Here is a 14,154-nt window from a genome sequence, read left to right as displayed (position 1 = left end):
TTTTTGTGTCGACTGCACGATTGTATTACATCACTAAAACACTACTTAGCTACGGGTTAGATGAGTTAGTCCCTAAGCATAAAACGCCCTGGTTTGCCAAAATAATGCGTGGAAGCTTTTTTTGGCTACGCAATCAGCATAAAGAAAAATCAGTAGGGTTGCGTTTACGTCTTGCATTACAAGAGCTTGGTCCTGTATGGATTAAGTTTGGCCAAATGCTCTCCACCCGTCGCGATTTACTACCACACGATATAGCCCTAGAGCTCGCGTTTTTACAAGATCAGGTACAACCTTTTGAAGGTGAACTTGCACAAGAAATCATTGAAAAAGCACTCGAAATTAATGATATAAGTGAATTATTTAGTGAGTTTTCACAAGCACCGCTGGCCTCGGCATCTATAGCGCAAGTCCACACAGCAAAACTTATTGATGAGCACAACATTGAGCAAGATGTTGTAATAAAAGTTATTCGTCCAAATATTCATGAACAGATTAATGCTGACTTAGCGTTAATGGAAAAGCTCGCTAAAGTACTTGCCAAAGTACATAACGAGTCAAAACGCCTGCGCCCTGTAGAAGTTGTTAAAGAGTATAAAAAAACACTCCTTGATGAACTCGACTTAATGCGAGAAGGCGCTAATGGCATTCAGCTTAAGCGTAACTTTGAAGGTTCTGATTCTCTTTATATCCCTGCAGTTTATAGCGATTATAGCCGCCATAATGTATTAGTTATGGAGCGTATTTACGGCATACCTGTCTCTGATACTGATGCACTATTAGCACAAAATACAAATATGAAATTACTTGCTGAACGCGGTGTAGAGGTGTTTTTTACACAAGTATTTAGAGACAGTTTTTTTCATGCTGATATGCATCCTGGCAATATATTCGTCTCTCGCGAACATCCTGAAAACCCAAAATACATTGGTATAGATTGTGGTATTGTTGGCACGCTTAATAAAGAAGATAAACGCTATTTGGCTGAAAATTTCATTGCCTTTTTTAATCGTGATTATCGCCAAGTTGCCCAGCTACATGTTGATTCAGGTTGGGTACCACCCGATACCAGCATTGAAGAATTTGAATTTGCGATTCGTACAGTGTGTGAGCCTATATTTAACAAGCCACTTGCTGAAATTTCATTTGGTCATGTGCTTGTTAATTTATTTAATACCGCACGCCGCTTTAATATGCAGGTACAACCTCAACTCGTACTACTACAAAAAACTTTATTGTACGTTGAAGGGTTAGGCAGACAGCTTTACCCGCAACTAGATTTATGGAAAACAGCTAAACCCTTTTTAGAAGACTGGGTAAAACAACAAGTCGGCCCATTATCTGTATTGAAACAAATGTATGCTAATTTACCTTTTTGGGCAGAAAAAATGCCCGAGCTACCAGATTTAATTTATCAAAATTTAAAGCGAGCTCCTCGTACTCAAGTACAAATACAAAAGGTATCTCACAAACCTTTAATCTTGGCCTTGTTTGGTAGTGCGACGATAATCATGTCAGCTCTTTGTTATTTACAGCACGATTTAATTGCTGCCAGCATAGCTATTAGCTGCTCTGCTGTTAGCTTTATAACGGCATGGCGCAGCGCATAAACTAAGTGCTATTTGCGTTATTGAGCGTATAATTAGTATTTAAAATATACATTTAATCATTTTATAGACTGGAGATAACCATGGGTTTTAGTGGTATTAGTATTTGGCAATTATTGATTGTACTAGCAATCATCGTTCTTCTTTTTGGTACTAAAAAGTTACGCGGAATGGGTGGGGACTTAGGCGGTGCTGTTAAAGGCTTTAAAAAAGCCATGTCTGATGAAAAAAGTACAGAACAAGACACTACCGAGCAAATCCAAAAATCAGAAAATGCAGCTCCAAACGATCCAGCTAACGCTGAAAAAACCAAAGATAGTAATAAGGTTTAATTAGCATGGGAATGTGGGAGCTTGTTATTGTTCTTATTGTTGGTTTAGTGGTTTTAGGCCCTGAACGCTTGCCTGTGGCTATAAGAACAGTGAGCCGCTGGATTAAAACAGCCAAGTCGCTAGCTAATTCAGTTAAAGCCGAAGTCAGCGAAGAGCTACGCGTACATGAGCTGCATGAAAACCTTAAAAAAGCAGAGCAACAAAACTTAAAAGACTTAAGCCCTGAACTGCAAAACTCGTTGAGCGAGCTACAACAAGCAGCTCAATCAGTTACCCACAGCTATAAAAAACAACCGCCAAAGACAGAAAACAACCAACATATTGATGAAAAAAGTGAAATTAATTTCCTTTTCAATGGTCAACTTACTAAATGGTATAAATAATAATGGTTGAGCAAGTAAAATCGGGGTTTGTGGCTCACTTAATTGAGTTACGAGATCGACTTATAAAAGCACTATTGAGCATTTTCGTTATTTTTATTGCCATAGTGTATTTTGCAAATGACATTTACGCTTTTGTTGCACAGCCGCTAGTATCACATTTGCCAAGCACTGCAACTATGATTGCAACTGATGTGACAGCACCTTTTTTCGCCCCTTTTAAACTGACTTTATTTGTCGCTTTATTTGCATCTATTCCATGGATATTACATCAAATTTGGGGGTTTATCGCACCAGGGTTATATCAGCACGAAAAGAAAATGCTCATGCCTGTTCTCGCCTCTAGCATAATACTGTTTTATGGTGGTATAGCCTTTTGTTACTTTGTAGTACTGCCAATTATTTTAGGCTTTTTTACAAGCGCAGGTCCTGAGATGATGACTCTTGCGCCCGACATAAGTAGTTATTTAGGATTTGTATTAAAATTATTTTTTGCTTTTGGTGTCGCGTTTGAAATTCCAGTTGCCATTATGCTGCTATGCTGGAGTGGCGCAACAACGACAACAAGCTTAAAAGAAAAACGCCCTTATATCGTGGTAGGTGTTTTTGTAGTCGCGATGTTTTTAACACCGCCTGATGTATTATCACAAACATTACTAGCGTTTCCGATGCTGCTTTTGTTTGAACTAGGCTTAATTTTAGCGAAATTTTATACCGCTAAACCACAACAAGAATCTGAGGAATAAAATGAAAAAACAACTACTCTCACTATTGGTTTTATTAAGCGCACCCACATTTGCTGCGCAAACAGAAATTAACACTCAAGCATTACAAGCATGTAGCTTTATTGAAAACGACTTTAACCGTTTACTATGTTACGACAATACTATTGCGGGTAAATCGCTAACCAAGCCATCAGTTGCAAAAGTTTTAGCACCACCAACAACAAATACTAACGTGCCAATACCTACTCCAACACAGAAAGCGCCATCAGTTGCAAATGCCGATGATTTTGGTTTAGAGCATAAAGAAGTACACAAAGAAAAAGATACTGAAATTAAAGCTACAATTACCTCAATAGAGAAAGCAGCTTATGGTGAACTCATTATTAATTTAGATAATGATCAACAATGGCGTCAAATTGGCTCTGATAGTATGCGCTTAAAAGAAAGTGATACGGTTGTTATAACTCGTGGTGTTTTTAACTCATTTTTATTAAAAAAAGCGAACCAAAATCGCTCTATTCGCGTTAAGCGCACTAAGTAATGTCGTACACCTTAATTGATGCTGGTGTTAATTTAACTAACCATCAGTTTGATGAACAGTATCAAGAGATTATTAACCGCGCCAATAGTGCAGGCGTTAACAACATGCTTATTATTGGCTGTGACATAGCAGGGAGTGAACAATCTCTTGAGCTGGCTATAAAGTATCAGCAATACTCTACAGCCGGCATACACCCCCATGATGCAAAATCAGCCACCAGCGAATTAGAGACTCAATTAAAACACCTTGCAAAGCACGATGAGGTGGTTGCTATTGGCGAATGTGGGCTTGACTATAATCGCGATTTTTCACCTCGAGATATTCAGCGCAGCGTCTTCAGGCGCCAGCTTGCTGTAGCCGAAGATTTAAATTTACCTGTTTACCTACACGAACGTGATGCCAATGAAGATATGCTTAAAATACTTAATGAATTCAAAGTACGCGGTATACTTCACTGCTTTACCGGTAATGCTAGCTCGTTAAAAAGTTATCTAGATTTAGGGCTTTACATTGGCATTACTGGCTGGGTATGCGATGAAAGACGTGGGAAAGAGTTACAACAATTAGTCCCTCACATTCCTTTAGAACGCTTGCTACTCGAAACTGATTCACCTTTTTTAATTCCGCGCTCGATTAAGCCTAAACCCAAATCACGTAAAAATGAACCCGCATTACTTCCACATATTTGCCAAACTGTCGCTCAACTGTATAAAATTGAAGCTGAAACTGTAGCAACTCAAACTACAAAAAACTTTAATCACATTTTTGCTCTAGAGACACGTTAATGATAGTTGCAAAAGTTTTATTTAGCCTACTTACCCTAGTATGTGTATTTAACGCTTCTGCAAATCCCATTGTAATAAGCCAAAATTTTAAATCCCAAAATATCATAAATTTAAACTATTCTTTTGAACCAACTTCGCTTTTAGAAGCTCGAAATAGTAATTTGAAAAATTGGCATTCACTTAAAAATAGCTCATTAAACTTAGGGTTAGAACAACGACCAGTATGGCTTACATTTACAATAAAAAACACACTCAACAGTGAAGTTGAGCCACTACTTTCAATAGATAATCCTCTCTTAAATAAAATTCAGGTTTTTCATTTACACAATTCTGAGCTGCTTTCACAAACACAAATAGGCGACGCCTTTGTGCTTTCTCAGCGCCTAATAAAAAGCGAATCTTTATTAGTTAAATTAACATTGCCTGCAAACACAACAACAACTGTGATCCTCAAAGTTACGGATAGTGCGGGGTTACGAGTACCTTTAACTTTGTGGCAGCAAGATAGTTATTTAGCTTACAAAGGTAAACTAAATTTAATATATGGTTTGCTCATTGGTTTTGTATTTTCGTTAGCCTTTAGCTGTCTTGTTTTATATGGGTTCTCACGCAAGCTCTATTTTGCTTGTGCTGGTATGATAACGTTGACGTTAGGTTTATTACTCTCCTATTTGTGTGGATTTGGCTTGCGTTTTTTTCATCCAAACCTAACGGGTATTCAGCAACTAATGAGCTCTATGTTACTGATGCTTATTACCTTGTTGTTTTTACCTTTACAGCAACTCATTTGCCAACCTAAACGCTCTACGCTGTTAAAGGTACAAACGATAATAACCAGCCTATTTGCCATTTCATTACTATGTGTTTGGCTGCTACCTAACTTAATCGTTACTTTATTTAGCCTTGTAACTATTCCTATTATTTTGTGCTTTTATATTATCACTACACTTATATGTACTCGTAGTGACCCATCCAAACAAAATAAAGGCCTTTTACTGACTTTAATCTTCTTCCTTATAGTTATGGCCTACTTTATTGCTACAGCAATGGGCTGGTATTCCCTTGGTCAGAATAGTTTAGTTATTGTCTTTATTTGCTTTTTTAGCTGTATTTTTTGTTTGTGCTATACCGTAATGGAAAAGTTTATTTTGCAACGCGACCAACAAATAGTTACGCAGCAAACCTTGATTGCTAAAAATACGGCGCAAGATACACTCTTAAACGAACGTCTAGCGTTACAAGAGAAAGCTCGCCGAGAGTTAGAAGCGCTTGTCGACGAACGAACCTTTGAACTACAAGTAACCTTAAGAGAGCTTGAAGAGAAAAATAGAGAGCTTGAGCAACTTAATACTGAAGATGCTTTAACCGGTATAAAAAACCGTCGTTTCTTTGATAAGAAATTAATAATGGAGCTTCGTCGTTCTCGCCGAGAGCAAACGCCATTAAGTATTATTATGCTTGATATAGACCGCTTCAAAACAATTAATGATACGTATGGTCATTTAACTGGCGATCAGGTTATTAGAGCGGTGTCAGATATTATAAAAAATAATCTAAAGCGTCCACTTGATGAAGTGGCACGCTACGGTGGCGAAGAATTTGTAGTGCTGCTTCCAAATACACCAAATGAAGGCGCGTTAGATATTGCAGAACAAATACGCGAAACAATTGCACAAAGTACTGTAATTGTTGCTGGCACTGACATTAAATTTACAATTAGTGCTGGTGTTTACACTAGCGTCGCAGATGATCTTAACACCCCCGAAATATTTACCGAGCACGCTGATAAAGCCCTCTATTACGCTAAACAGCACGGTCGTAATCAAGTAATTAATTTTCCAATTCCACAGTAGGAGTATTCTAATATGGCCCAATCAGGACTAGACCTTTTTCCGTATACTCGTATGCGCAGAATGCGTAGAAGCGATTTTTCTCGTCGTCTAATGGCTGAAAACCAACTTAGCGTAAACGATTTAATCTATCCCGTTTTCGTACTTGAAGGTAAAAATCGTCGTGAAGCGATTGAATCAATGCCCGGTATTGAACGTTTATCAATAGATTTATTGCTTATTGAGGCAAAAGAACTCGTTGAGCTCGGCGTGCCAGCCATTGCAATCTTTCCGGTAACACCTACAGATAAAAAGTCATTATTCGCCGAAGAAGCTTACAATGAAGATGGTTTAGTGCAGCGAACTGTTCGCGCTTTAAAAGAAGCTTACCCTGAACTCGGTGTAATTACTGATGGTGCACTTGACCCATTCACTACACATGGGCAAGACGGCATCATTGATGACTCAGGTTACGTCATCAATGATGTAACAACTGAAATATTGGTTAAACAAGCACTTTCTCATGCACAAGCTGGAGCCGATGTTATCGCTCCTTCAGATATGATGGATGGCCGTATTGGCGCAATTCGTGAAGCACTTGAAGCGGATGGCTTTATCCATACTCGCATTATGGCTTATTCAGCTAAGTATGCCTCTAGCTATTATGGTCCTTTCAGAGATGCAATAGGTTCTGCAGGGAACTTAAAAGGTGCTGACAAAAAGACCTACCAGATGGATCCTGCAAACTCTGACGAAGCAATACGTGAAGTTGCATTAGACTTACAAGAAGGCGCTGATATGGTTATGGTTAAACCTGGCATGCCTTATTTAGATATTGTACGTCGCGTAAAAGATGAATTTGGCGTGCCAACTTTCGCCTATCAAGTTAGCGGCGAATACGCTATGCACAAAGCCGCAATCGATAATGGCTGGCTGAACGAGGAAGCAACAATAATGGAATCTCTCTTGGCATTTAAGCGAGCTGGTGCTGATGGTATTCTGACTTATTTCGCTAAACAAGCTGCACAATACTTAAAAAGTAAATAATGTAATACAATAGTCACAATTTCGCTATTTTTGCTTTCATTTTATTTACTTATTGTATTTTATTTGTAATAAATTTTCCTTAAACTAAGTGTCCCATTTGGGACACAATACACGGGAAAAAAATAATAATGTTTAAAACAAAAATAACGCCACTAGCGCTTGTTATAGCAAGCCTTAGTGCACCAGCCTCCGCTAATCTTATCATTTCGGAATATGTAGAAGGTAGTAGCAACAATAAAGCAATTGAGCTTTATAATAACTCGACTGATTCGTTATCACTTGCTGGCTATAAATTAAATTTATATGTGAACGGTAAAACAACGATACAATCTACGCTCGACTTATCAGCTACTTTACCTGCCAACGGAACCTATGTAATCGTAAACCCAAGTTCAAATGATGAGCTAAAAGGTAAAGCTGATTTAGAGCATAGTGTTACAAGCTTTAACGGTGATGATGCATTAGTTCTAATTCAAGGCGACACTGTCATTGATAGTTTTGGTCAATTTGGTACGGATCCGGGCTCTTATTGGTCTGAAGGTGGCGTACAAACACAAAATAAAACACTTCGTCGCAACGATAGCGTCCTCGTTGGCCGTACCTCGCCAAGCGCTCCTTTTGACCCAAGCGAAGAATGGGTGCAATTTGACCAAGATGATTTTTCTGGTTTAGGCGTATTTGGTAGTGACTCCGCTCCAGTACCAGAACCTGAGCCACTAGAACCATTAGTATGTGGTGCAGATAAAACATTGATTAGCGCTATTCAAGGCGATGGTGCAGCAAGCCCTCTTGTGGGTAGTGTTGTTGAACTTGAAGGCGTTGTAACAGCAGACTTCCAAGGCGACGATGAGTTAAAAGGCTTTTTTATAAGCTCACTTGCTGCAGATATAGACGCTAACCCACTGACTTCTGAAGGCCTGTTTGTTTACTTTGCAGATACTGACGTAAGTGTAGGCGACCATGTACGTGTGCAAGGTACTGTTGAAGAATATTTTGATGCAACACAAATCGGCAGCGTAAGCCAAGTAGCTGTTTGTGATACTGGCTTAGCTTCAGCCACTACAAAAATAACTTTGCCTTTAGCTGATGCAACTTATTTAGAATCGTTTGAAGGTATGCTAGTAACGCTAGAACAACCATTAGTTGTTACCAATAACTTTGGCCTTGGTCGATATGGTGAAGTTGAAGTCGCGACTGAGCGCTTGTATCAAGGTACGCAAGTTGCGTTACCTGGTGATACTGCTAACGCAGTTGAAGCCGAAAACTTAACTAAGAAAATATTAATCGATGATGGCTCAACTGTTCAAAATCTAGATCCTACAGCCTATCCAACTCCTGGTTTATCAGCAGAAAATACATTACGTACTGGTGATACAGTAAATACAGTGACTGGTGCACTTGCTTATAGCTTTAGCCTTTACCGAATTCACCCAACTGTAGCACCTCAATTTATTGCAACAAATGCACGTAAAGACGCACCTGAACTTAATGCTGAGGCAGATTTACGTGTAGCAAGCTTTAACGTACTTAATTACTTTAATGGTGATGGCCAAGGTGAAGGGTTCCCTACGAGTCGCGGTGCAGATTCTGAAGCTGAATTTATTCGTCAAGAAGCCAAAATTGTAAGTGCCATTAGCGCAATGCAAGCAGATGTTGTTGGTTTGATGGAAATCGAAAATGATGGTTTTGGTGAATTTAGCGCTATTGCTAGCTTAGTTAATGCATTAAACGAAGCTGATGCAGCTAACCAGTATGCATTTGTTGACTTTGGTCTTGATCAAATCGGTACAGATGCAATCACGACTGCGTTGATTTATCGTGCTAATAAGGTAGAAGAAGTCGGTACTGCCGCTATTACTACTGATGCACCATTTGATTTTAGTAATCGTACTCCTATCGCACAAAGCTTTAAATCTTTAGCAACTGATGAAGTATTTACTGTAGCCGTAGCGCACTTAAAGTCTAAAGGTGGTTGTGGTAGTGCAAGCGGTGCGAACGAAGATCAAAATGATGGCCAAGCTTGTTGGAATGAAATACGTACACAAGGTGCGAATGCATTCGCAGATTGGCTTGATAGCAAACCAACGGGTGTTGACGACGAAGATACTATTCTAGTTGGCGACATGAATGCTTACGCAATGGAAGATCCAATACGTGCGTTTGCTGATAAAGGATATAAAAATGTAGTCGCAGAGCTTGATGGCAATACTCTTGCTTACTCTTATAGCTTCTCTGGCCGTGCTGGTAGCCTTGACCATGCAGTAGCTAGTGCATCATTACTTAGCAAGGTAGTATCAGCTAAAGATTGGCATATTAATGCTGATGAACCAATTTCGCTTGATTACAATGTTGAATTTAAAAGTGATGCTCAACAATCAAGTTTATATTCTCAAAGCGCATACCGCGCCTCAGATCATGATCCTGTAATTGTTGATATAAAATCTGAAATTACGCTAACACCAGAAGAGCAAACACCCGTTATTACAGCGAATCAAACGTTTGTTATTGATGAAAATAGTGCGATTGGGACAGTAATTGGTACGCTTGATTTTAGTGACCCTAATGCAGATGAGTCACCAGTTGTTAAATTTATTGTATCAGGAAACAGCAGTGTTTCTATTAACAACCAGGGACAACTTATTGTAGCTGGTGAGTTAGATTACGAGTTTGAAAACCGCATTACCTTATCTGTTCAAGCACAAGATAGTGCAGGTAACGTATCTAAAGCTGAAAATGTAGCTATTAAAGTTAATAACCTACGTTCAGATGACGATAACGATGCAGGTTCATTATTTTGGTTAACACTTCTTTTAGCGCCGCTATCAATCGTGCGTAGATTTAAAAAGAAATAACTAATTTAGATACCCTTAAAAAGCCGCAATCGCGGCTTTTTTTATTTTTATACAAATGTAATTCAGACAAGCTTCAGTAAACACCTCGTAATATCGCCTTATTATATAAATCATCCTCAACTAACTAACCAAGTAAGAAGCAACTACATAGCCGTGGGTGTTTTTTACACGAAGAGTGGTCGAGATCTTTTATGCCTCTTACTTAGCTTTTTGATTTTTAATGTATTTATTTAGGTTTAAAAATTGCTTAAGTAAATAACTTAGTCTCAACCCTAAAAATAAGTCGTGTTTTTATAAAGGAATGAAAATGAAACAATTTACCCATCGATTATCAACATGGCAAAAGAGCTCAAAGCCACTCTTGGGTCTACTTATTATATTTTCGGCTTGGGGTAACAGCAATCAAGCATTTGCAGCTACAACAGAAGCAGCCATTCCACAAAGTAGTTTATTTGACGTTATAAGCGCGCGTGCTAAAAAACTAGCAAGTGAAGAATATATAGCTCCAAAAAACATTGAACTCGATGCTCTCAATAATATTGATTATCAAGATTATCGCTCTATCCGCTTCAAACAAGACAAGTCAGTGTGGAAAGACGAGGGTCTTTACGAGCTACAGCTATTCCACCCCGGTTTTTTATATAAAACACCCGTTACAATTAATACTGTTAATAGTGACTCAAAACGCACCCGCCTCCCATTTAGTACTGACTTTTATCAGTACGATGGCACTGCTGCTCCTCTAAAAGAAGAAATTACTAAAAGCATTGCCAATACTCAGCTTGGTCACGCTGGCTTTCGATTACATTACCCACTAAATACCAATGAGTACAAAGATGAAGTAATGGTATTTCAAGGTGCATCTTATTTTCGTATTGTTGGCCCAAAGCAAGTTTACGGATTGTCTGCTCGCGGTTTAGCGATTGATACTGCAGAAGCTTCAGGCGAAGAATTCCCAATGTTTAAAGAGTTTTGGTTAGTTAAGCCAAAACTAGATCAAACTAATATTGTTATGTTTGCACTACTTGATAGCCCATCAGTGTCGGGGGCATATAGGTTCGATGTAGACCCAACCACAAATACGGCTGTAAAAGTAAATATGCAAATATTTGCACGTAAAGACGTTAAAAAACTAGGTATTGCCCCCTTAACGAGTATGTTTTATCACGGTGAAAACAGTACTAAATTTTTTGATGACTACCGCCCTGAAGTACACGACTCAGACGGTTTATTAACACAATCGCAAGATAATAAATGGGTGTGGCGCCCACTTAACAATCCCGCGCAACTAAGTGTCACTTCTTTTACATACGAGAATCCAAAAGGTTTTGGTTTAGCGCAACGCGATCGTGATTTTAATAACTACTTTGATACAGAAGCCCATTACCACGACCGCCCTAGCCTTTGGATTGAACCAGAAGGTGAATGGGGTAATGGTCGAGTTGAGCTAGTAGAGATACCAACTGACACAGAAACGAATGACAATATAGTAAGTTATTGGGTACCTGAAAAACCCTTCAAAGCGGGAGATTCATTAAAACTAAGCTATAAAATGACGACTTTTAATGCCCATTTAAACCAACATGAAAAAGCACGCGTGGTGCGTACTAGAATTGGCAGTGCAGCACTACCAGGTGAAGACAATCCTCCACCAAAAAGTCACCGTCAATTTACTGTCGACTTTTCAGGACCAGAGCTTAACCAGCTCTCTAAAAAGCTAGATTTAAAGGCTGATATACAGCTAACAACAGGTGAAGTGAGTGATGTAACAATACAAAAGCTACCTGATACATATGGATGGCGTGTGGCCTTTAAAATCGCCCCACAAGACGGAAAACCAGTAGATATGCGTTTATCGCTAAAACTACGTGAAAAAGAAATTAGTGAGGTATGGAGCTATGTTTGGTATCCAAATGACATCAAGTAAGCAAAACAAGGGAACGTCAATGCCTTTCAAAACAGTTCGTGTATGGCTGTTTGCTATTGCAGCTCTTGGCATATCAGGTTACGGCATATCTATTATGTTTGAAATTTTAAATTCAAACGGTATGACCTTACTTGAATATGCATTACTCGCCCTATTTTCAATTACGTTTGCGTGGATTGTTACTGCATTTTGTAGCGGTACAATTGGTTTCTTACTGCAACTACTGCGCATCGATCCACTAACTTTAAAGCGTATTAAGCCAATCTCTTTCGACAGTCAAGCACTTGCTAAGCAAAGAACAGCGGTTGTTATGCCAATCTATAACGAAGATACTCATCGTGTTATCGCAGGCTTTGAAGTAAGCCTAGAATCACTAAAAGAAACAGGGCAACTAGATCACTTTGACTTTTATTTACTTAGCGATACCCAAGACCCACAAATAGCCAAAAACGAGTTAAGTGCATGGCATGCATTGTGTGAGCGATTAGGCAGTACAGCTAAACACGTTTTTTACCGTCGCCGCGAAGATAATAAACACCGCAAGGTAGGCAACCTAACTGATTTTTGTGAACGTTGGGGCAGCCAGTACGACCATATGATTGTACTTGATGCTGATAGCGTAATGACCGGAAAGTGCATGCTAGAGCTTACTACAAGCATGCTAAACAACCCGCAAGCAGGCCTTATTCAAACAATTCCTATCCCCGTTCGTCAAGATACTTTTTTTGGCCGCTTTTTACAGTTTGCATCCGTACTTTACAGCCCAATGCTAGCGACTGGTTCTGCTTTTTGGCAAACCGATAAAGCAAACTATTGGGGCCATAACGCAATCATTAGAGTTGAGGCGTTTATTACCTGTTGTGGTTTACCAACGCTTAAAGGTAATGCCCCATTTGGTGGTGAAATACTAAGTCATGACTTTGTCGAAGCCTCTTTGTTACACAGTGCTAATTGGGATGTATTGCTACTATCAGACATTGAAGGGAGTTATGAAGAAGTTCCAAGTAACATTTTAGATTATGCTGTACGCGATAGACGCTGGGTACAGGGTAATATTCAACACCTTGGTTTACTGTCCTCATCAAAATTAAAGTTAATGAGTAAATTTCATTTTTTACTGGGAGCAACGGCCTATATTTCATCGCTAATTTGGCTATCAATGCTCGCACTAAGTACGATTGATGCCGTAACACGTGCGCTTAATAGCGATGTTTACTTTAATCGCGCGTACCAATTATTTCCGACGTGGCAAATTGCCAAAACCGAACTGATTGATTCACTACTTTACTTAACAATCATAATTTTACTACTACCTAAATTAATGGGTGTTATTGTTACATTAGTGCACAGAAACAAACGCTTTGGTGGTTCAATTAAGCTGATACTAGGCTCAATCATTGAAACCGTATTTGCTATTATTGTTGCACCATTAATGATGGTATTTCATGCTTACTTTGTTATATGCGTATTTTTAGGTAAAAAAGTAAAGTGGGATGCACAGCCTCGTGAAGGTCGAATGGTTCCTTGGAGGGAAGCGTTTGGTTATACGCTATTTTCAACTATCGTCGCTATTGCATGGGGCAGCACAGCGTATTACTTTACCCCTGTATTCTTTTGGTGGTTGTCGCCAATACTATTAGGCTTAATACTCGCAGCACCTATAGTCCGTTACTCAAGTAGCATTAAGCTAGGCGTGTTCCTTAGAGAGCTAGGTATATTTATTTGCCCTAGTGAAGTAGATAACGATGCTACTTTAGAAGCGCTTAAGGTTCATCTCAAAAAGATTTCTGTACCTCAAGAAGGTCAATATCCAACAACTATTCCAACACTGCCAAAAGAGCATGTGGTTACAATGCCCATTCAAAGCTTTAATAAGACACACAAGCTAAAGATGAAAGCGCTAAAAGCTAAAGCGATAAAAAAGTTTAATTAGCGCTAAATAAAAGAGCCGTTAAAAACCAAAAAAGGAGCAATAAGTTGCTCCTTTTCTATTGTTTAATAAATATTTTTCCGTATTAAAATAGTTAACCTGAGCTCTGGTTAAGAGATTTACCAACGTTTTGAATTATAGTGATATTTAAATTTATTTTCTCTAACTAGAGATTTTCAGTGAAAACAAGGCGAATTTACGC

Annotated in this window: 11 protein-coding genes; all 11 read left to right on the top strand. The window is 38.8% G+C overall.

The genetic code is table 11. The features are described 5' to 3' along the window. Positions 1–5 precede the first annotated feature (5 nt). The 11 genes from ubiB to mdoH all read left to right on the top strand — a co-directional run bounded on the left by ubiB (position 6) and on the right by mdoH (position 13,955). Entirely contained in the window at positions 6–1,607 is a 1,602-nt protein-coding gene (ubiB, locus tag P20495_RS09280) for a ubiquinone biosynthesis regulatory protein kinase UbiB (protein ID WP_008136541.1), read from the top strand. Positions 1,608–1,687: 80 nt separating this feature from the next. After that, on the top strand, positions 1,688–1,936 hold the full coding sequence (gene tatA / locus P20495_RS09285) for a Sec-independent protein translocase subunit TatA (RefSeq protein ID WP_008136540.1): 249 nt from the start codon (positions 1,688–1,690) through the stop codon (positions 1,934–1,936). Between the two features lie 5 nt (positions 1,937–1,941). Beyond that, positions 1,942–2,319, top strand: a complete 378-nt coding sequence (gene tatB, locus P20495_RS09290; RefSeq protein ID WP_008136539.1) for a Sec-independent protein translocase protein TatB — start codon at positions 1,942–1,944, stop codon at positions 2,317–2,319. A gap of 2 nt (positions 2,320–2,321) precedes the next feature. Continuing rightward, the gene (gene tatC / locus P20495_RS09295; RefSeq protein ID WP_008136537.1) at positions 2,322–3,062 is read left to right on the top strand and encodes a twin-arginine translocase subunit TatC; all 741 of its coding nucleotides are present in this window, start codon (positions 2,322–2,324) and stop codon (positions 3,060–3,062) included. Position 3,063: 1 nt separating this feature from the next. Then, complete coding sequence (locus P20495_RS09300) at positions 3,064–3,582, top strand: hypothetical protein (protein WP_007378020.1); 519 nt, start codon at positions 3,064–3,066, stop codon at positions 3,580–3,582. Then, positions 3,582–4,367, top strand: coding sequence for a TatD family hydrolase (locus P20495_RS09305; RefSeq protein WP_008136536.1), 786 nt, complete (start codon positions 3,582–3,584; stop codon positions 4,365–4,367). The genes P20495_RS09300 and P20495_RS09305 overlap by 1 nt, the downstream gene beginning before the upstream one ends. Continuing rightward, complete coding sequence (locus tag P20495_RS09310) at positions 4,367–6,220, top strand: diguanylate cyclase (RefSeq protein ID WP_008136535.1); 1,854 nt, start codon at positions 4,367–4,369, stop codon at positions 6,218–6,220. Before P20495_RS09305 ends, P20495_RS09310 begins: the two co-directional genes overlap by 1 nt. Before the next feature lie 12 nt (positions 6,221–6,232). Next, positions 6,233–7,243 carry a porphobilinogen synthase gene (gene hemB, locus P20495_RS09315; protein WP_007378017.1) on the top strand — a complete coding sequence of 337 codons (1,011 nt, stop codon included), beginning with the start codon at positions 6,233–6,235 and terminating at the stop codon, positions 7,241–7,243. A 128-nt stretch (positions 7,244–7,371) separates the two neighbouring features. After that, a complete protein-coding gene (locus P20495_RS09320) occupies positions 7,372–10,095 on the top strand; it encodes an ExeM/NucH family extracellular endonuclease (protein ID WP_008136534.1) in 2,724 nt (907 codons plus the stop codon). 307 nt (positions 10,096–10,402) lie between these two features. Beyond that, positions 10,403–12,022 carry a glucan biosynthesis protein G gene (locus P20495_RS09325; RefSeq protein WP_007378015.1) on the top strand — a complete coding sequence of 540 codons (1,620 nt, stop codon included), beginning with the start codon at positions 10,403–10,405 and terminating at the stop codon, positions 12,020–12,022. Then, the gene (mdoH, locus tag P20495_RS09330; protein ID WP_033015836.1) at positions 11,994–13,955 is read left to right on the top strand and encodes a glucans biosynthesis glucosyltransferase MdoH; all 1,962 of its coding nucleotides are present in this window, start codon (positions 11,994–11,996) and stop codon (positions 13,953–13,955) included. Before P20495_RS09325 ends, mdoH begins: the two co-directional genes overlap by 29 nt. Positions 13,956–14,154: the final 199 nt, after the last annotated feature.

It is taken from the genome of Pseudoalteromonas sp. BSi20495 (genome assembly GCF_000241185.1).
Taxonomy (GTDB): domain Bacteria; phylum Pseudomonadota; class Gammaproteobacteria; order Enterobacterales; family Alteromonadaceae; genus Pseudoalteromonas; species Pseudoalteromonas fuliginea.
The sequence above is the reverse complement of the archived record's forward strand: the minus strand, read 5'-3'. Positions and strand labels throughout refer to the sequence as shown.